Here is an 18,026-nt window from a genome sequence, read left to right as displayed (position 1 = left end):
AATGCCTTAACATAAAGATGTCAGACATGGTTCATGACACAACCGATTTTTTTATATATTTCAAAATAAGGACTGGAGGTATCGCATCATGTCCACTGAGACGAAGGCCAACGCATCCGGCGGAGGCATACGCGTCAAAATTCAACAGCTCGGCCGTCTCCTGAGCGGTATGGTCATGCCGAACATCGGCGCATTTATCGCTTGGGGCTTGATTACGGCCTTATTCATCCCGACCGGCTGGTTCCCGAACGAAACGCTCGGCAAGCTGGTCGGTCCAATGATCAGCTACTTGCTGCCACTCTTGATCGGTTACACCGGCGGGCAGATGGTCCACGACAAACGGGGGGCCGTCATCGGTGCAGTCGCTACAGTCGGGGTTATTGTCGGATCGGACATTCCGATGTTCCTAGGAGCCATGATCGTCGGACCGCTCGCAGCGTGGGTGCTGAAGCAATTCGACAAACTGATCGACGGCAAGATCAAATCCGGCTTCGAAATGCTGGTCAACAACTTCTCGCTCGGTATTATTGGCGGAGTGCTTGCTCTTATCGCCTATACCGGCATCGGACCGTTGATTCAGGGGGTTACCAAGGCACTGTCCGCGGGCGTCGACGTGCTGGTCAATGCCAATTTGCTGCCGCTGGTCAACATTATTATTGAACCGGCGAAAATCCTGTTCCTTAACAATGCGATCAACCACGGGATATTGAGCCCGATTGCAACCGAGGAATCGGCCCGGATCGGTCAGTCCGTGCTGTATATGCTTGAATCCAATCCCGGCCCGGGCCTCGGCATCCTGCTGGCTTATTGGCTTGTAGGACGCGGATCCGCGAAGGCTTCCGCACCGGGCGCAGTCGTTATTCACTTCCTGGGCGGGATTCATGAGATTTATTTCCCGTACATTCTGATGAAGCCGGTACTGATTCTCGCTGCCATCGCGGGCGGCGTAGTCGGAACGTTCACCTTCCAGCTGTTTGGTGCTGGACTTGTAGGCCCAGCATCGCCGGGAAGCATCTTCGCTTACTTTGCCATGGCGCCTAAAGGCGGGCTGCTGGCCGTCCTGTCCGGTGTCATCACGGCGACGATCGCATCCTTCCTCGTTGCGGCAGTGCTGCTCAAAACGGGTAAGAAGGGTGAAGAGGAGCCGAACCTGGAAGAAGCCTCTGCGAAAATGAAGGCGATGAAGACAGGCGGCATGAATGATCAAGTCGCTCCTGCCGCAGCTGCTGTCGCTAACGCGGATAAGACGAATATCAACAAAATCGTATTCGCTTGCGACGCAGGCATGGGCTCGAGCGCGATGGGCGCTTCCGTCCTCCGGAAGAAGCTGCAGCAGGCCGGCGTGAACATTACCGTCGTGAACTCGGCGGTCAGCGAAATTCCGGACGATGCGGATATCGTCATCACGCAGAAGACGCTGACGGAACGGGCCATCGCCAAAAATCCGAATGCGGAGCATATCTCGATCGACAACTTCCTGAAGAGCCCGAGATATGATGAGCTTGTGGAACGTCTGAAAGATTAATATTGCAGTAACGATATGACACGCTGGCGCCTATACGCCGGCGTTGTCTCCATTTCGTGCAGAAGGGAGGCATGGATCTGGAACCTATAACTGCCCGGCAGCGCCAGCTGCTTCTGCTCTTGCTCGACAGACCGGAGGGCATGACGGCTGCAGAGATCGCGTCTGAGATCGGGGTCAGCGTCAGAACGGTCCATCGGGAGCTGGAAGCCGTTGAGGAGCATCTACAGGGTGCGGGGGTACTGCTTTACAAAAAGTCGGGAACGGGCATCCGGCTGGAGAGCAAGGCGCCCGGGGCCGAAGCAAGCCTTCGGGCACGGCTGATCGCAGGCAAGCCCGCAGATTACTCCGGGGAAGAGCGGAAAATCCTTCTGCTCTGCGCGCTGCTGGAAGCCGAGGAGCCGGTTAAGCTGTTTGCCTTGGCCCACAGCTTGAAGGTCACGGTTCCGACCATCAGCAATGATCTGGATGAGGTCGAGCCGTGGATGAAGCGGTTCGGACTGTCGCTGATCCGGCGCAGGGGATATGGCGTCGAGATCGAAGGGGCGGAGAGCGGCAAGCGGTGGGCAATCTGCAGGCTGGCCGATGAGCATGTGGATTACTCCGATCTGGTCGGAGACGGCTACGAAGACTACAGTCATCCCGCCATCGCCCGCCTGCTGTCCATGATCGACAAGCCTGTCCTTCTGGACGTTGAAAGAGCCCTGTGGGATATGGGCTGGAGCTGGACGGAGAGCTTAACCGAAGAAGCCTACACACGGATGCTGATCGCTCTATCGGTCACCGTAAGCCGAATTCGGCAGGGGCGTCCGATTGAATCCATCCGGCCCGAGGAGGCAGGAAGCGCAAAAGCGATGCTGGCTGACGCAAGAAGCTTTGCCGTCCGGCTGGAAAATACGCTGGACCTAAGGCTCTCCGACGCAGAGGTTGTTTATATCGCAAAATTGTTTGACGCAGCGGGCGAAATGTCGGAGATTATCGAGCTCGCCCATTCCGATGTCGAAATGGTGGAGATTGCGCACCGGTTGACCGAAGCGGTGGCGAAGCGGACAGGGCTGGATTTTCAAGAGGACCGGACGCTTCGGGCCGGATTGGTGGAGCATCTGGGTGCCGCAATGAAGCGGCTCCGGGAGGGCACCCGCATCCGTAATCCGCTGCTGAGTCCGATCCGCAAGGATTACGAGGAGCTGTTCGGCATCGTCCGTCAGGCGGTGGATGAAATCCGAAACGGGCTGGATGTGCCTGATGAAGAGATCGGCTTTCTCGTCATGCATTTCGGCGCATCCATTGAACGGCTGAATCAGCCGGAGCAGCCTGTGAGGGCGATTCTCGTCTGCTCAAGCGGGCTAAGCTCATCCAGGCTTCTTGGAACCCGGCTGCGCAAGGAGATGCCTCAGATCGAGGTTCTCGGCAACGCGTCATGGTATGAAGCGGCGCGGATGCCGGAGGAGCAGTATGATCTGATTATTTCCACGATTGACCTGCCCCTTTCAAAAGATAAATACATCCGGCTGAGCCCGCTGCTTACGGCAGATGATAAGGAGCGTCTGCTCCATTTCCTCCAGCGCGCGGCGACAAAGCCGGCAGGGGGCAGCGGAGGCGCTGCTGCCGCAGGGCAAGATGAGCGCAAGGCCGCATCCTTCGAGCGATTGCGGATGCAGGCCGCGCTCATGAACGAAATCGTGGCGCTGTTAGACGGCTTCCATGTATACCGCCTGGATAATGCTCCGGCGGATCTGGAAGGAACGCTGACAGACGCGTTATCGCGCATGCATGCGTTGGAGGCGGTACATGATCCGGGGAGCGTGGTGAACCGCCTGCTTGAGCGGGAACGGATGGGCACGCAGCTCATCCCCGAGACGAGGCTCGCGCTGTTCCATACCCGGAGCCGGCACATTGCGAAGCCTTCAATCACGCTCTTCCGTTTGGCGGAGCCCGTTCCGCTCGAAGAGGGGCTGGAGGCCGACGTCATCCTGCTGATGCTCGCCCCGAAGCAGCTCCCGAAGGAGAGTCTGGAGGTGCTGAGCGAGATTAGCGCGATGCTGCTCGGCTCCGAGCTGATCGAGCTGATGGAGCAGGGCAGCGAAGAAGAGATACGCTCCTTCTTGGCGGAGGAGCTGCAGCATTTTTTGAATCATAGACCATAAGTACACGGACAAATCGAACATAGACTATAGAAAGAGGGAGATTAACGATGACCAACATACTGTCGAAAGAAAAAGTGATTTTGAACGCTCAGGCGAGCAGCAAGAGCGAAGCGATTCGCATGGCAGGCAACCTGCTGGTGAAGGCGGGCCATGTGTCGGAGGACTATGTGGACAAAATGCTGGAGCGCGAAGAGATCGCCTCCACGTACATGGGCGGCGGCCTCGCCATACCTCATGGCACGAAAGAAGCCAAGGGCATGGTCGCTTCCACGGGCCTGTCCATCGTTCGCTTCCCGGAGGGCGTTGATTTTGGCGGCGACGAGCCGGCCTTCATCGTTATCGGCATTGCGGCTGCCGGCGGCGACCATATGGAGATTTTGACGAATGTAGCGATGATCTTCACCGATGACGAGAGCATTGAGAAGGTTATGAACGCTTCGACGGAGGAGGAGATCCTCGCCATCTTCGAAGGGGGAATGGGCGCATGAAGGCGGTCCATTTCGGAGCAGGCAACATCGGGCGCGGGTTTATCGGACTTCTTCTGTCTCAAGCAGGCTACGAGGTTTGCTTCGTCGATGTGAACGAAGAGCTGGTATCCGAGCTGAAAGCACGCGGGGAGTATCCGGTGACGCTTGCCAGCGAAGGTCAGGAGACGACGGTGGTCAAGGGCATCACTGCGCTGAACAGCGCCTCGGAGCCCGAAGCGGCTGCGCGGGCAGTTGCGGAAGCCGATATTGTGACAACGGCGGTAGGCGTCAATATTTTGAAGTTTATCGCGCCTACGATTGCGGAAGGACTAAAGCTCCGGCTGCAGGGGGAGGCTGCTCCGCTTCACATTATCGCTTGCGAGAATGCCATCGGCGGCAGCACCCAGCTGAAAGAGCATGTCTATGGCCTGCTGGATGAGGAGACGAGACGGAAGGCGGATTCCAGCATTGCGTTCCCGGATGCGGCCGTTGACCGGATTGTACCGCTCCAGCAGCATGAGGACCGGCTCAAGGTGGTTGTCGAGCCTTTCTATGAGTGGGCAGTGGACCGTTCGCAGATGCTGGATGGCTTCAAGCCGGTCGAGGGCGTGCATTATGTGGACCGGCTGGAGCCGTACATTGAACGCAAGCTGTTCACGGTGAATACCGGGCACTGCTCCGCTGCCTACATCGGTTTCCTGAAAGGATACGAGACGATTCAGGATGCGATGAAGGACGATGAGGTGGCGAAGCATGTCCGTGCCGTCCTGGATGAGACCGGCGCGGCGCTGATCCACAAGCACGGCTTCAATCCGGCGGAGCATCAGGCATACATTGCAACCATTCTGGACCGTTTCCGCAACCCGGCTCTTACCGATGAGGTGGTGCGCGTAGGACGCTCCCCGATCCGGAAGCTGTCGCCCGGGGACCGTCTCGTGTCCCCGGCCATGCTGGCCTTCGAAAGCGGACTGGCATACAAAAGCCTGGCCAAATCGATGGCGGCCGCGCTGCTGTTCGACGTGCCTGAGGACCCGGAAAGCGCTGAGCTGCAGCGCTCCGTTCGCGAGATCGGACCAAGCGATACGGCGTCCAAGTATACGGGCATTGCGGGCGAGCATCCGATTATGGGCGAGCTGATGGAGCACTATGAGGCGCTGAAGATTGAGCTGGAAAACCGATCCTAAGCTTAAGCAGGGAAGCGCCGAGTTGAAATTGAAAAGCCCCGGATTCCTTAATTATAGGGAATCCGGGGCTTTTTGCCATGGACATTCAATGGTTGGAGCGATTTATGAGTAAAAGGCCGGGTGATCTTCAGCAGGCTTGACGATAAGTATGCCGCCTATGAACAGAGCCTAGGGAAGTATGTGTTTCCGCAGCTGCTCGGCCTCCTCGATGGTCGCTGCCGGAGCGACGATGAACCATGGATTCGCGTCTACGTCCGGATCGCGGGTGACTTGAATCAATACTTGCTGAAAGCGGTCCTTCATGTATAGCTGACCGAGCGTCTCGATCGTTACGCTATCAATCGCGCCATTCGATTTGAACGTGTACGATGGATAATTCAAGAAGGAGATATAGGTGTCATTGCTGCTTCCCTGCGGGTCTTCGTATATGCGGTCATAACGATACAGCGGATACTCAGTATCAGGATCAGAGCTCATCGTGAAGTCATACAGAGGGACCCGAATCGATCCGTCGAACAGCGGCTCTTGGAACAACCGGCGATAATAAGTTCCCTCAATTTCGATGGTCGTAGGAACGGCAGAGGAGGGATCTTCCGCAGTGTACTGTACGGCAGGATAGCTCATTCGGATCTCATACGGAAATTTGGGGAATCCGAAATCATAGATCATGACATAGAGTACAGCTGCAATGGCTGCGAATATGAGGCTGAACTTCATAAGTCGCGGCATGGAGGACCTCCTCGGAATTTTAGATATGGTCTATCTTCAAGAAAAAGCCAGGAAGCACATCATTAACTATTCTGGCATACCTCGTCTCATGCCTTCACGGCTGCATCCCCGGTCTTGCGCTCGGAGATATAGCAGGCGAGGCCCAATAAGAAGGCGATTCCCGCCAGAATGGCCCCTACCCAAGGCAGGGCGTTCAGGCTTAGATGCGTGATGACAAGCCCTCCGATGAAAGCCCCGGCCGCATTCCCCAAGTTGCCGGCGGAATGGGAGGAGGTTGAGGCGAGCGCTGGCGCTCCCTGCGCCAAGTTCATCACCCGAATTTGCAGGCCGGGCATGACGGCGAATGAGGCCGCTCCCCACAGCACAATGGTTACCACAGCCAATATCGGCTGGTGAATGGTGAACGTCAGGATCGCCAGGATGACGGCGGTCGCGAAATAGATGCTTAGGATCGAAGGCATGAGCTTCCAATCGGCCAGCTTCCCGCCAACGATGTTGCCCAGCGTAACGCCGCAGCCGAATAAAATGAGGATCCACGTGACGCTTGCCTCCGCGTATCCCGTAATCTCGATCAGCAGGGAAGCGATGTAGGTAAACACCGCGAACAGGCCGGCATTGCCGAGCGCGCCAATGAGCAGAAACAGCGTCAGCTTGGGCTTCAACAGCTCCTTCACCTGCTGGACAATGCCTGAAGACTGCTCCTGGCGAATCTGCGGAATGAAGATCAGGATGCCGACCAGCGCAAGGACGCCCATGATGGCAATTGCGCCGAAGGAGGCGCGCCAGCCCATCTGTTGACCGATGAAGGTACCGAGCGGGACGCCGATTATATTGGCGATCGTCAAGCCGGCCATCATAATGGAGACGGCGCCAGCCCGTTTGTCCGGGCGAACGAGGCCGGAGGCGATCACCGCGCCGACCCCGAAGAAGGTGCCGTGCGTTAACGCCGTCAGCATCCGGGCGCCCATGAGAACGGCATAATTCGGTGCAAACACGGAGATTCCGTTGCCGAATATGAATAGTCCCATTAGCAGAAGAAGGAGCTTCTTCTGCGGAATTTTATGCGTAAGAATCGTCAGGATGGGAGCGCCGACGGCAACCCCCAAAGCGTACATCGTGATCAGCTGGCCCGCCATCGCGATGCTGACGTTTAGATCTGCGGCGACATTCGGTAGAATTCCCATGATGACGAACTCCGTCATGCCAATCGCAAACGCGCCGACCGTAAGCGATAGAATGGACACGGGAAACGGTTGTTTAATGGATGGATTGCTGTTACTAAGCTGCTGGGATAATGCCATTGTGTTCTGTCAACCTTTCTGCTGCTTCTAATATATTGATAATCCCAATCTTTATAATCGGTTTAAGCAGGCCTGCTACATATTATTTAACGATGATGAAATATAATCAAGTTATTATTTGGAGAGAAGAGCTTGTCCAATCGTTGTACGGGGAGGGTACGGTCGTTTCGACACCGCTAAACGGTTGTGTAAGCCGGTGTACGTTGCTCTTTGGAATTGGCTTGGGGAAGGGAGTGCTGCCGAAGAACAGCAATCCCTTTTTTTGATTCAGGCAATTATTCCATGTTTCGGCATGATCATCGCCAGTCGCGGATACTATGTCGGATCCGGACTATTAAAAGCAAGTAAAGGACTCGATTCTTCTTAAATCAAAGCCCGAGAATACCCAGGTGCTTCCGGTCCACCGGAAACCTGCTACAGAAGTACGTCCTACGAACGTTGGGAAGAACCAAAAGCCCCTCCCGCGTCTAGGCCATATAAACGTGAACCGGAACAGACAGCCCCGAATGGCGCCGGGATCAACCGCAAAGGTTGAAGGGCCAGCTCCGGTGACGGAAGTTGCGGCGGGGTTCTGGGGAATGAACTGGGGAGGAGGGGATGTCGGTCCTTGCTGCATTCCTTGCAGTCCCGGTGGTCCCAACAGTCCTGGCGGCCCAGGCGGTCCTTGGGGTCCTTGCAGTTCTGGTGGTCCTTGCGGCGGCAAAAATGCCATATAACTTCACTCCTTCATGGGATTCATGCTGCCATGCACGGCTTGCAAGAGTCTGCAAACGGCAGTGGCCACCGCTTGGCTACCGGCCCTCTGCAAGCTTGCATCCGTATAGGCAGCAGATACATTCGTTGGTTTGTACAATCCTATACGAATGGTGATTTATGATTTTCATCATATGCTATGCAGAAGCCCATGCAGGTGTGACCGATGTTAATGGAATGGAGAAGCGGGGGGGAAGGAAGGCGAATATAGCGGCTGAATGCATAAGTGATGTGAACAAAATAAATATTCCTTTACAGGAATATTCCTAGTGTGGTATATTCAATTCAAGAACACGGCATAATCAAATAAACGCATCGAGGTGATGTTGGTGGCTGGAATAGACAGTAGACAAAAGCCGTATTCCCCGAAGCTTCGGTTCTATAACCGTCACCACCAGGAATGAAGCAAGCGATATTTAGTGCATTAGCCGAGCCGAGCCGTCTTGCGATTGTAGAGCTGCTCCTCGGAGGTCCGATGACGGTGGGTGATATCGCCGAACGTCTGCAGATTCGCCAGCCTCAGGCTTCGAAGCATCTGAAGGTGCTGCTGGAGGCCGGATTGGTAGAGGTTCAGGCGGAAGCGAACAGGCGAAACTACATGCTTCGCTCGGAGCCCTTTCAAGAGCTGGATGCATGGCTGAATGATTACCGCAGAATATGGAATGAACGTTTTGACAGCTTGGACGCATACTTGAAGAAATTGCAATCGGGCGAGAAGAAGGACCCATAGCCTAACTTAAACTTGAGGAGGAAATGATGATGACAAGCAAAATGATTACCCGAGTGGAAGGACCTGTAATTGTGTTGGAGCGTGTATTCGACGCGCCGCGAGAGCTCGTATTCGAGGTGTTCTCGGACGGGGAGCATCTGAAGCACTGGTGGGGTCCGCGTGGCTGGGAGACAACCGTGTCGAACATGGATTTTCGTCCCGGCGGTTCATGGCATTATTGCATGACGTGCATGGATAAGAATCAAGGAGAATTTTATGGCATGGAGTCATGGGGGAAATCGGTCTACCATGAGATTGAGAAGCCTACCAAAATCGTTTACACCGATTATTTCTCCGATGCCGAAGGCAATACTTCCGAGGAACTTCCAGCGTCCACAACAACGATGACATTCGAGGAGCTGGACGGAAGAACGAAGATCGTCTCCCGGACCGTATATCAATCCGCGGATGAGCTTAAGAAGGTGCTCGAAATGGGCATGGAGGAAGGCATTACGCAAACTTGGGACCGCCTCGAGGAATACTTGCTTGCCAAGAAATAAACCGCATAGGGAGAGACCGGCCTTCGGGAGAAGTGCCGGTCTTTTTTTTGAATCTGTTGATGCCGATAACCTTAGGCTGCAGCCCTGACGTTTTTCCACTTGAAAAAAGATGCGTAAACGTTCAATATAAAGATATATTAACTAAAGAAAATATAGCGTCTGTGAAACATACACATAACGATACGTTACTAGGAGGAACCGATGATGGAAATCGGAATTAGCTCGTTTGTTGAAACCGTGCCGGACGTTCACACCGGCGAATTGATCAGCCACGCCCAAAGGCTGCGCGAGGTCGTGGAGGAAATTGTGCTGGCCGACCAGGTCGGCTTGGATGTATATGGAGTAGGCGAGCATCATCGCCAAGATTATGCGGCCTCGTCCCCTGCGGTCGTGCTTGCGGCTGCTGCCTCCCGGACCAAGTGGATCCGGCTGACAAGCGCGGTGACGGTGCTGTCATCAGCGGATCCGGTACGGGTATTCCAGGACTTCGCCACGCTGGACGCGATTTCGAACGGACGCGCGGAAATCATGGCCGGGCGGGGCTCATTCATCGAATCCTTTCCTTTGTTCGGCTATGATCTTCATGATTACGATGAGCTGTTTGAAGAGAAGCTGGAGCTGTTGTTAAAAATCCGGGAGTCGGAGCGGGTGACCTGGGAGGGCCGGCATCGCCCGGCCATCCATAATCTGGGCGTATATCCGCGTCCTGTGCAGAACCCCCTGCCCGTATGGATCGGCAGCGGCGGCAACTCCGAATCCGTCGTCCGGGCCGGCCTGCTCGGCCTGCCGCTCGTGCTGGCGATCATTGGCGGGAGCCCGCTGCAGTTCGCCCCGCTCGTGAAGCTGTATAAAGAAGCGGCCGCCCATGCAGGGCATGATGTATCGAAGCTTCCGGTCGCCTCGCATTCCCATGGATTTATCGCGGAGGATACGGAGCTTGCCGCGGACAAGTTCTTTCCCTCCACCCAGGCGGCCATGAACGTGCTCGGCCGGGAGCGCGGCTGGGGTTACTATGATCGCGCCCGTTTCGATGCTGCACGCAGCTTCGAGGGAGCCCTCTATGTAGGCGATCCGGAGACGGTCGCTCAGAAGATCATCCATCTTCGCAAGCATGTGGGTATTACCCGGTTTATGCTGCACGTGCCGGTCGGCTCGATGCCGCATGAAGAGGTCATGAGGGCGATCGAGCTGCTCGGTACGGAGGTTGCGCCTCGGGTTCGTTCCGAGATCGACCGGTGGGAAGCGGCCGGCGAGCCGGCGGAGTAAGCAAGCAAATCCAATTAAAATTCCGTTTGACAAATCAGACAATGTAAAATATGATAAGTCCATCGAATGACAGTCAGTACTGACATTCATGTAGGAAGGGGGGACTTTCATGAGTAGAGATCAACATATAAGCAGTGACGACAAGCTGCTGCAGGCCGCAATCGATCTGATATCCCGGAAGGGCTACAACGGCGTCACGACGCAGGAGATTGCCTCGGCAGCCGGGCTCAGCGAGAAGACTCTATTCCGAAAGTTCGGCAGCAAGCGAAATCTCCTGGAGATGGCGTTCGAACGCTATCATTACGGTCAAGAAATGACGAAGCTTTTCGCGGAGAAGCTCACGGGAGAGCTTACCGCGGATCTGATTCTGATCAGCCGGACGTACCATGACTTGATGATCCGGAACCGCAAGCTGATCACGATCAGCATCAAGGAGAGTGATCATCTCCCGGGACTTCGAGAGATGACCAGCAAGCATCCGAAGCAGTTTCTGGACGTGTTGACGAAATATTTTACGATCATGACGGAGAAGGGGAAGCTGGTTGCCGGAGATCCCGAGCTGCGGGCGATCTCGTTTATGATGATGAACTTTGGCGCATTCATGAACGAGCTGGATTCCAAGGAGATATTTCCTTCCGTAACGCTGGATGACTTTATTGAGGAGAGTGTGCGGATTTTTGCTAGGGCGTTAACCCCCTAGTTTTTTTTCAAAGCATACGTCAGTAAGTACTGACAGACATGCTAATCTCGCTGTTTAAAATTTTCTACTCACAAGGAGGGTGAAGCTCTAATGGAGACTCGGAAGCTGATGCGTGTCCTCATGTTCACGCTGTGTCTGTCCGCTATGAGCGGATTGATGTTTAACTTTGTCCTGCCGGACATGCGAGAGGAATTCAGCTTGAGCACCGCTCAGGTTAGCTGGGTAACTTCCTCGTATTCCCTGCTGTACGGGATCGGCACGGTTCTGTACGGGAAGCTGACCGAACGCTACCAGCTCAAAAATTTGCTGTCATTCGGTCTGCTGCTGTTCGCGGCCGGCTCTCTGGTCGGCCTCGTCTCCCAGGCATTCTGGATGGTCCTGGCTGCAAGATGCCTTCAGGCGATCGGCGCGGCGGCGATACCGGCGGCGGCAACGCTTATACCGATTCGCTACTTCCCGCCGGAGCGAAGAGGAGCAGCCATGGCGACAGCCTTTATTGGATTGTCCATCGGCAGCGCGCTTGGGCCGGTGGTGTCCTCGCTAGTGGCCGGCTTTGCTCATTGGCGCTGGCTGTTCAGCATCCCTTTGCTGATTCTCATCACGCTTCCTTTTTACCGGAAATATCTGAAGGACGAAGACCCTCAGGTGCCAGGATCATTCGACCTGCTGGGAGGCGGCCTGCTGGCTGTCGCGATCACTTGTCTGCTGCTGGGAATAACGAACGGAATCTGGTGGCTTCCGCTAGCCGGACTGCTGGTAGCCGCGTTGTTCATTGTCCGGATTCATCGTGCATCCGTCCCGTTCGTGAGCCCGGTTTTGTTCCGGAATCGAGAGTATTCGGTTAGGCTTGTCATCATGTTTCTGTTCAGCGGCGCGGCCTTTGCGCTGCATTTTCTAAGCCCGTTGCTGCTGGCAGAGATTCATGCGCTGCCTCCAGGTTGGATCGGATTTGTCATGGTGCCGGCCGCCGCGGCCTCCGCTCTGCTCGGGAAGACAGGGGGGAAGCTGGCCGATGCCAAAGGGAACACGTATCTGTTTCTAACCGGCATGATTATGTTGGTCGCGTGCTTTGTACTCTTATCCACGTTCTCCGCCATTTCAGCCGTCGCGGTTGCGTTCTTCCTGATTCTAGGCAATGTCGGGCAGACGTTCGGGATGATTGCACTATCCAATTCCGTCTCCCTCAGCTTAGCGAAAGAGCAGGCCGGCATCGGAATGGGGCTGATGCAGATGCTGAATTTTATTTCGGCCGGGATCGCTTCCGGTGTGTACGGAACAATGCTGGATATCCGCTCCGGGGTATCGTGGAACCCCTTGTATGCCTATGCCAAGGGACAAATTTACAGCAATATTTATCTGGTGCTAGCCGGGCTGCTGCTCGCCATGCTGATTTTCTATTCCCTAAGGTTCGGGAAAACGGAGCACGGTCATATAAGAGCGGCGGGAAGCTGATATCGCAGCTTTGAGTCCATTCACTTTGATTACAAAATATAGGAGGAGATTCTAATGACAACCACTTTATTCATTAAAGCCAACAACCGCCAAGGGGCCGTCACAAGCAGATTATACGACGCATTTTTCAATAGCTACCGCGAGGCACATCCGAATGATGCGGTGGTTGAGGTCGACCTGTACCGGGAACGCATTCCCCTTCTGGACGACATTATGATTAGCGGGAATTTCAAGTCAGCCATGAGCATGGAGCTTTCGGAGGAAGAGCAGGCCGTTCGGGACATCGTCAACCGGCACTTGGAGCAATTTCTTGCCGCCGACAAATTGGTGTTTGCCTTCCCGCTCTGGAATCTGACGGTTCCTGCAGTGCTGCATGCCTACCTGGACTACATGCATCATCCGCGTAAAACGTTCAAATATACGGAGCAGGGCTTGGTCGGTCTGTTGGGTGACAAAAAAGCAGCACTGCTGAATGCTAGAGGCGGGATCTATGCGGAGGGCGATCCATCCGAGATGGCGGTCAGCTTCGTAAAAAATCATCTCAACGTGTTCGGGATTACCGACATTACTACGATTATCATTGAGGGGCATAATCAATTCCGGGATCGAAGCGAGGAAATCATTGAGGAAGGCCTTCGGCGGGCAGCCGAAGCGGCAAAGCTTTTTTAAATCATGGAGAAGCTGGTTATTTTGACATATTACACGCTCTGCTAGTTACTTTGTGACAAAAAATTACAAAATTCAGCAGGTAATTGTCGGGAATTTGAGTCATGAAGCCTATATTCAATGAAAAACAATGTAAGTTATAGTTTGATTAGGTCATTCATTCAGAACTATATGTTGTATCTTTCGACAATTGAATCGTTCGTACGATAATCGCAAACCCACTGAAAAGTGGCGACGCAAAGCTATAGGGGCTAATGGGGTTCTGCATAGAACCGCGATGCCAGCCAGTTGCCGAATACGACGGAAGCCTCCGTCACTTCTTGCTAGTTACTACCTATGTCTACAAGCTGACGGAGGCTATTTGTTGTTCACAAATTTTTATAGGGAGGCTCCTGCAGTAACTGCCTGTTCCTTAAAAGTTACGGTCAATTGCCTGAAAGGAGGTGAATGATGCGGAACATGATTTCCCGCAGCGCGGTATAACTACAGCAGTTCAACTCTCAGCGGATAACAAGGAATATTCATGCGGCAGCGTCTTTGACAGCAAACCAATCGAATCGTTTCGTACGATAATAGCAAACCCACTGAAAAGTGGCGACGCAAAGCTATAGGGGCTAATGCGAATCTGCTAAGATACGTGATGCCAGCCAGTTGCCGAATACGACGGAAGCCTCCGTCCTATTTTGCTATGGTAATCTTCATGGATGGAGGTTTTTTATTTTTCGCTAAGAGCTACCGAATCTTCACAGCGGCGATAAATAGGAGATCGATTTCATTATTAATCACTTATTCTTAACAAGGAAGAAGGGAAAATAATGGGCCAAAGAACATTGCTGAAAGTAAACGATCATTTTCCTAATATCCTCAGCATCTCTGAAATTAAAGAAAGGCTGATCGAGCGAAAAGAAATCCTGTATCTGTTGCAAGAGGAAACCAGGAATATGAACGATTTGCTGTCTATACCTTATTTATTTGTGATTGCGGACCCAGAGGGAACCGTTATCGATTATTGCGGGACGGAGCTGTTAAAAGGTTATTTTGAAAGAAATCATTTGAAAATCGGAACATCTTCTGCTATGAACAAGGCGGGAATCAATGCCATTGCGTTATCCATGGAAAATCAATCGGTCTCAGTCGTAATCGGCGCCGAGCACAGCAATAAATTGTTTGCAGAGCTGTCCTGCGTTTGCACGCCAATACGAATAAATCATGTTATTATAGGCTACCTCAGCCTCTGTTTTCATTACTTTCACGAGGTTACATTTGTACTGCCCCTCATTGAACATCTGGCCAAAAATATTGAAGAAAAAGTTACCCCAAAAGGATCCCATGCTACAAAAAGAGCTGACCTACTCACTCTTTGACCAATATGAATTAACAAACCGCGAGAAAGAAATCGCCTACGAATGGCTGGAAAATAAAAACGTGCCTGAAATTGCGGATATTTATGGAATCAGTCAAAGCACGGTCCGTACTTTCATCAAAAAGATATACGCCAAAACGAGAGTCAATCATAAAGGGGCATTCCTAAGAAAATTTACATGAAGATATAGGCAATACATAAGCACTAATTACCCAATTATGGGTATTTTATTTATTAAAGTAAAATTTTATAATTATAGGCAAGCCACTGATGACAGATAGTTAAAATTTAAACCTAATTCATAATTCGTACAATCTATCGCAAACCCGTCGAAAGGGTGGTGACGCGAAGCTGCAGAGGCTGTTGTGGACGCTCATATGCAACCACGATCCCTGCAATTGGCCGAATACGACGGAAACCTCTGATCCGCCATGCGACAACGATTGAATAGGGAACTGTTTATTTTAGATAACCCTGCTGACCTGACGCCGCTGCAGAAACTGAATCGGGTAGCCTTCAACATTTCATGAAGAGGAGCATGCTTTAACGGTTTGTTCGTTTAGGAATGAGCGATCAACTCTCTGTTTGAGAAGGTTTGCCGCAAAAACGTTGGCAGCTGTCATAAATCACTTGCTACGATGGGGGTGGGTGGATGTGATGGTTTCTATAGAGAACGAACTGAAGCATGTATCCGACGAGCTCGAATATCTCAGGAGGGAACTTGAGCGAATGGCCGGCAGTCTTGAATTCGTACATCAAGATGTTGTCGCACTTTCGCAGTCGTTCGATAAGCTGATTGTCCGTTACATGGAATTAAAAAGCCATGAGGAAGAGATCAATAGAAAGTGCGCAAAGTTAAATAAACCAAGCCATGAGTAATAAGTCCTCCATAAAAAATAGAACCCCGGATGTCGATTCTCGACCTTCTGGGGTTATTTGCTTAAAGATATGGTGCTTCCAGCTTTAAGGGAAGCCATTTCAAGTCAGGTGCTTGGATTCAATCATTTTTCTGTACGAGCGAACAGCTGCTCCAATTATCCATTGTAATGTACCCGCGCCTAACAAGCGCGAAAATCGTATTGGTTCGGCAATACCATTCCAAGTTGGGTACAGATGGCGAATCACCGCTTGCCTTCGTCAAGACACCATCATACGTCCAGTATCCGCCTTTCTTCCAGCGGACAAGTCTCCCATGCTTCTTGGCCTGTTCCAGCGCTTCTTGTTGTATTTCCGATAACGTCAATTCATCCTCACCACACAAATCCTGTAATATCTGTCTAGAAGACGGATGGAATATACCAATTAAATCATATAAATCTGAATATATTCTGAATAACCTGTGTTGAAAAACGGTCGATGGGCATTGTTAGGTGAACTGATGCATCGTCGAGTAAAAGGATCAGAATACCAGACATTATGTCTGGACATTTTCGGAACACTACTCTATAATCAAATAGTTACCTTGAGTAACCAATTGGATGGAGGTTTCCCCATGAGCACCCACCGACATTTTTTTCAGCAGTACTTCAGACTGTACCGCCCGTTCGTCAATGAACTGAACCGGCGGCTCGAGGTTTTTGGGCTGTATTATGCCCAGTGGTCGATCATGTATTATCTGGACGCGAACCAATCGATGACCTTGGTGGAATTGTCCAAAGTTTTGTATGTAGAGAAGCCCACGGTGACTAGAACGGTGAACGCATTGATCAAGCTGGGTTATGTGGAGCAGATCCCGGCATCGGACAAGCGGGAGAAGCGAATCCGTTTATCAAGTAAGGGCATCGATGTCGCGTTGCAGATTCGTCAATTATTCGATGACTACGAGATGGAGATTATGGAAGGTGTCTCCGCTGAGGAACAAGCCAGCGTCATCCGTGTCATGGAGACAGTCAGGGATAACATTATAAGAAAAGGTGATTAACTTGCAGCAAGAAAACTCCCAAGATCGTTTATGGAGCAAGGACTTTTTGATTGTGTTCGGCGTCAATTTCCTGCTCTTTCTTTGTTTTTATCTATTGGTTGTTATTATGCCCACTTATGCAGCTGAGGAATTCCATGCATCGACTGGAATGGCCGGCTTTGCTTCCAGTATCTTCGTGGTGGGGGCGCTGATCGGGCGGCTGATCGGAGGCAGCATTATCGAGAGGGTCGGACGAAGACCGCTGCTGTTGACCGGATTGGTCTCATTCAGCGTCTTAATCGGTTTGTATTTCATCATTAACAGCTTAGCGGTGCTGCTCATCGTCCGTTTCCTCCACGGCCTGGCCTTCGCGCTGGCCTCTACCGCGACCGGCACGATTGCCGCGAGCTTGATTCCAAACTCGAGAAGGGGTGAAGGGACAGGTTATTATGGTGTCAGCATCATCATTGCATCGGCAATCGGCCCTTTCATCGGACTTATGATTCTGGAGCATGCCTCCATGACAGGCAATTTTGTCCTTTGTGCAATCCTGGGCGTGCTCTCATTGGTATCCTCGTTATTCATGCGCATTCCGAAGCTGGTGCTCACCGCCGAACAGGCACGGGAGATGAAGGGCTTCCGGCTATCCAACTTCATTGAGCTCAAGGCGCTTCCGATTTCGATCATAAGCTTTGTGATGGGCTTTGGATATTCGAGCATTTTGTCGTACCTGAAGATCTTTGCGGGGGAAATCGGGCTGGTGGAAGCGGCAACCTACTTCTTCATCGTGTATGCGATCGTGGTGATTCTGTCCCGGCCGTTTACCGGACGCTGGTTTGACCACCGGGGAGCGAATGTTGTGATGTATCCGGCTATCGTATCCTTTGCGATCGGGATCCTGCTGCTCGGTCTGGCACATCATGGAATAACCCTTCTGCTGTCCGCGGTGTTCGTAGGCCTCGGATACGGCACGACACAGTCCAGCTCCCAGGCGCTCGCCATTAAACGCTCTCCGGCGCACCGGATCGGTCTTGCAACATCGACCTTTTACATTTTTGTGGACGTCGGCATCGGGTTCGGTCCGCTCCTTCTTGGCTTCCTTACGCCGCTGGCAGGGTTCCGGGGCATGTACATGACCATAGCGGTCCTGCTGGCGCTGTCGGTGATTCTGTATTATTTCCTCGTCGGGAAACGAGAAAGCCGAGAGAAGGCTGCCCGAACGGCTGCCTAACCAAGATTCGTATTCAGAGAAGCTTAGGTGACGGCTCCTTGGCCTTGGATTTGGCACGACAAGGTTCCAGTTCCAG

General features: G+C 52.7%; 18 protein-coding genes and 2 riboswitches. Of the genes, 15 read left to right on the top strand and 3 right to left on the bottom strand.

What is annotated here, in order from left to right:
* Positions 1 to 88 precede the first annotated feature (88 nt).
* The 4 genes from NST08_RS28550 to NST08_RS28535 all read left to right on the top strand — a co-directional run bounded on the left by NST08_RS28550 (position 89) and on the right by NST08_RS28535 (position 5,320).
* On the top strand, positions 89 to 1,525 hold the full coding sequence (locus NST08_RS28550; protein WP_007129038.1) for a PTS mannitol transporter subunit IICB: 1,437 nt from the start codon (positions 89 to 91) through the stop codon (positions 1,523 to 1,525).
* A gap of 71 nt (positions 1,526 to 1,596) precedes the next feature.
* Complete coding sequence (locus tag NST08_RS28545) at positions 1,597 to 3,669, top strand: BglG family transcription antiterminator (protein WP_007129037.1); 2,073 nt, start codon at positions 1,597 to 1,599, stop codon at positions 3,667 to 3,669.
* 47 nt (positions 3,670 to 3,716) lie between these two features.
* Positions 3,717 to 4,157 carry a PTS sugar transporter subunit IIA gene (locus tag NST08_RS28540; RefSeq protein ID WP_007129036.1) on the top strand — a complete coding sequence of 147 codons (441 nt, stop codon included), beginning with the start codon at positions 3,717 to 3,719 and terminating at the stop codon, positions 4,155 to 4,157.
* Positions 4,154 to 5,320, top strand: a complete 1,167-nt coding sequence (locus NST08_RS28535) for a mannitol-1-phosphate 5-dehydrogenase (protein WP_213616833.1) — start codon at positions 4,154 to 4,156, stop codon at positions 5,318 to 5,320. The genes NST08_RS28540 and NST08_RS28535 overlap by 4 nt, the downstream gene beginning before the upstream one ends.
* 168 nt (positions 5,321 to 5,488) lie before the next feature.
* Here NST08_RS28535 and NST08_RS28530 read toward each other — a convergent pair whose 3' ends face one another.
* Both NST08_RS28530 and NST08_RS28525 read right to left on the bottom strand, forming a co-directional pair.
* A complete protein-coding gene (locus tag NST08_RS28530) occupies positions 5,489 to 6,049 on the bottom strand; it encodes a hypothetical protein (protein ID WP_007129034.1) in 561 nt (186 codons plus the stop codon).
* 86 nt (positions 6,050 to 6,135) lie between these two features.
* The gene (locus NST08_RS28525; RefSeq protein ID WP_007129033.1) at positions 6,136 to 7,350 is read right to left on the bottom strand and encodes an MFS transporter; all 1,215 of its coding nucleotides are present in this window, start codon (positions 7,348 to 7,350) and stop codon (positions 6,136 to 6,138) included.
* 1,153 nt (positions 7,351 to 8,503) lie between these two features.
* On the opposite strand from NST08_RS28525, the gene NST08_RS28520 reads away from it, so the two are divergent.
* The 9 genes from NST08_RS28520 (at position 8,504) to NST08_RS28485 (ending at position 15,698) form a co-directional block, all read left to right on the top strand.
* Entirely contained in the window at positions 8,504 to 8,833 is a 330-nt protein-coding gene (locus NST08_RS28520; protein ID WP_040738328.1) for an ArsR/SmtB family transcription factor, read from the top strand.
* A gap of 26 nt (positions 8,834 to 8,859) precedes the next feature.
* Positions 8,860 to 9,372 carry an SRPBCC domain-containing protein gene (locus NST08_RS28515; protein ID WP_007129030.1) on the top strand — a complete coding sequence of 171 codons (513 nt, stop codon included), beginning with the start codon at positions 8,860 to 8,862 and terminating at the stop codon, positions 9,370 to 9,372.
* Between the two features lie 204 nt (positions 9,373 to 9,576).
* Positions 9,577 to 10,638, top strand: coding sequence for an LLM class flavin-dependent oxidoreductase (locus NST08_RS28510; RefSeq protein WP_040738327.1), 1,062 nt, complete (start codon positions 9,577 to 9,579; stop codon positions 10,636 to 10,638).
* 109 nt (positions 10,639 to 10,747) lie between these two features.
* The gene (locus NST08_RS28505) at positions 10,748 to 11,338 is read left to right on the top strand and encodes a TetR/AcrR family transcriptional regulator (RefSeq protein WP_007129028.1); all 591 of its coding nucleotides are present in this window, start codon (positions 10,748 to 10,750) and stop codon (positions 11,336 to 11,338) included.
* 90 nt (positions 11,339 to 11,428) lie between these two features.
* Positions 11,429 to 12,790: an MFS transporter gene (locus NST08_RS28500; protein ID WP_251535833.1), complete on the top strand. Its 1,362-nt coding sequence runs from the start codon at positions 11,429 to 11,431 to the stop codon at positions 12,788 to 12,790.
* A gap of 54 nt (positions 12,791 to 12,844) precedes the next feature.
* Positions 12,845 to 13,459 carry an FMN-dependent NADH-azoreductase gene (locus NST08_RS28495; RefSeq protein ID WP_251535832.1) on the top strand — a complete coding sequence of 205 codons (615 nt, stop codon included), beginning with the start codon at positions 12,845 to 12,847 and terminating at the stop codon, positions 13,457 to 13,459.
* Between the two features lie 198 nt (positions 13,460 to 13,657).
* A riboswitch (cyclic di-GMP riboswitch) is annotated at positions 13,658 to 13,752 on the top strand.
* A gap of 268 nt (positions 13,753 to 14,020) precedes the next feature.
* Positions 14,021 to 14,115: riboswitch (cyclic di-GMP riboswitch) on the top strand.
* Positions 14,116 to 14,271: 156 nt separating this feature from the next.
* Positions 14,272 to 14,820 carry a hypothetical protein gene (locus NST08_RS28490; RefSeq protein WP_251535831.1) on the top strand — a complete coding sequence of 183 codons (549 nt, stop codon included), beginning with the start codon at positions 14,272 to 14,274 and terminating at the stop codon, positions 14,818 to 14,820.
* Complete coding sequence (locus tag NST08_RS29990; RefSeq protein WP_432806740.1) at positions 14,786 to 15,001, top strand: helix-turn-helix transcriptional regulator; 216 nt, start codon at positions 14,786 to 14,788, stop codon at positions 14,999 to 15,001. The genes NST08_RS28490 and NST08_RS29990 overlap by 35 nt, the downstream gene beginning before the upstream one ends.
* A gap of 475 nt (positions 15,002 to 15,476) precedes the next feature.
* Positions 15,477 to 15,698 carry an aspartyl-phosphate phosphatase Spo0E family protein gene (locus tag NST08_RS28485; protein ID WP_007129024.1) on the top strand — a complete coding sequence of 74 codons (222 nt, stop codon included), beginning with the start codon at positions 15,477 to 15,479 and terminating at the stop codon, positions 15,696 to 15,698.
* A gap of 118 nt (positions 15,699 to 15,816) precedes the next feature.
* On the opposite strand, the gene NST08_RS28480 is transcribed toward NST08_RS28485, so the two are convergent.
* Complete coding sequence (locus NST08_RS28480; protein ID WP_251535830.1) at positions 15,817 to 16,062, bottom strand: hypothetical protein; 246 nt, start codon at positions 16,060 to 16,062, stop codon at positions 15,817 to 15,819.
* A gap of 249 nt (positions 16,063 to 16,311) precedes the next feature.
* Between NST08_RS28480 and NST08_RS28475 the strand changes: the two genes are divergently transcribed.
* Together NST08_RS28475 and NST08_RS28470 are read left to right on the top strand one after the other, a co-directional pair.
* Complete coding sequence (locus tag NST08_RS28475; RefSeq protein ID WP_007129022.1) at positions 16,312 to 16,740, top strand: MarR family winged helix-turn-helix transcriptional regulator; 429 nt, start codon at positions 16,312 to 16,314, stop codon at positions 16,738 to 16,740.
* Complete coding sequence (locus NST08_RS28470) at positions 16,733 to 17,950, top strand: MFS transporter (RefSeq protein ID WP_100085199.1); 1,218 nt, start codon at positions 16,733 to 16,735, stop codon at positions 17,948 to 17,950. The genes NST08_RS28475 and NST08_RS28470 overlap by 8 nt, the downstream gene beginning before the upstream one ends.
* Positions 17,951 to 18,026: the final 76 nt, after the last annotated feature.

The sequence above is a fragment of the Paenibacillus sp. FSL K6-1566 genome (assembly GCF_038050475.1).
Lineage (GTDB): Bacteria > Bacillota > Bacilli > Paenibacillales > Paenibacillaceae > Paenibacillus_AQ > Paenibacillus_AQ lactis.
This window is presented reverse-complemented; position numbering and strand designations above follow the sequence as displayed.

Excerpts from the sequence above, each read along its gene's own strand:
- NST08_RS28550 (WP_007129038.1), top strand. The coding sequence starts at position 89 with ATGTCCACTGAGACGAAGGCCAACGCATCCGGCGGAGGCATACGCGTC.
- NST08_RS28545 (WP_007129037.1), top strand. The coding sequence starts at position 1,597 with ATGGATCTGGAACCTATAACTGCCCGGCAGCGCCAGCTGCTTCTGCTC.
- NST08_RS28540 (WP_007129036.1), top strand. The coding sequence starts at position 3,717 with ATGACCAACATACTGTCGAAAGAAAAAGTGATTTTGAACGCTCAGGCG.
- NST08_RS28535 (WP_213616833.1), top strand. The coding sequence starts at position 4,154 with ATGAAGGCGGTCCATTTCGGAGCAGGCAACATCGGGCGCGGGTTTATC.
- NST08_RS28530 (WP_007129034.1), bottom strand. The coding sequence starts at position 6,049 with ATGCCGCGACTTATGAAGTTCAGCCTCATATTCGCAGCCATTGCAGCT.
- NST08_RS28525 (WP_007129033.1), bottom strand. The coding sequence starts at position 7,350 with ATGGCATTATCCCAGCAGCTTAGTAACAGCAATCCATCCATTAAACAA.
- NST08_RS28520 (WP_040738328.1), top strand. The coding sequence starts at position 8,504 with ATGAAGCAAGCGATATTTAGTGCATTAGCCGAGCCGAGCCGTCTTGCG.
- NST08_RS28515 (WP_007129030.1), top strand. The coding sequence starts at position 8,860 with ATGATGACAAGCAAAATGATTACCCGAGTGGAAGGACCTGTAATTGTG.
- NST08_RS28510 (WP_040738327.1), top strand. The coding sequence starts at position 9,577 with ATGGAAATCGGAATTAGCTCGTTTGTTGAAACCGTGCCGGACGTTCAC.
- NST08_RS28505 (WP_007129028.1), top strand. The coding sequence starts at position 10,748 with ATGAGTAGAGATCAACATATAAGCAGTGACGACAAGCTGCTGCAGGCC.
- NST08_RS28500 (WP_251535833.1), top strand. The coding sequence starts at position 11,429 with ATGGAGACTCGGAAGCTGATGCGTGTCCTCATGTTCACGCTGTGTCTG.
- NST08_RS28495 (WP_251535832.1), top strand. The coding sequence starts at position 12,845 with ATGACAACCACTTTATTCATTAAAGCCAACAACCGCCAAGGGGCCGTC.
- NST08_RS28490 (WP_251535831.1), top strand. The coding sequence starts at position 14,272 with ATGGGCCAAAGAACATTGCTGAAAGTAAACGATCATTTTCCTAATATC.
- NST08_RS29990 (WP_432806740.1), top strand. The coding sequence starts at position 14,786 with ATGCTACAAAAAGAGCTGACCTACTCACTCTTTGACCAATATGAATTA.
- NST08_RS28485 (WP_007129024.1), top strand. The coding sequence starts at position 15,477 with ATGGTTTCTATAGAGAACGAACTGAAGCATGTATCCGACGAGCTCGAA.
- NST08_RS28475 (WP_007129022.1), top strand. The coding sequence starts at position 16,312 with ATGAGCACCCACCGACATTTTTTTCAGCAGTACTTCAGACTGTACCGC.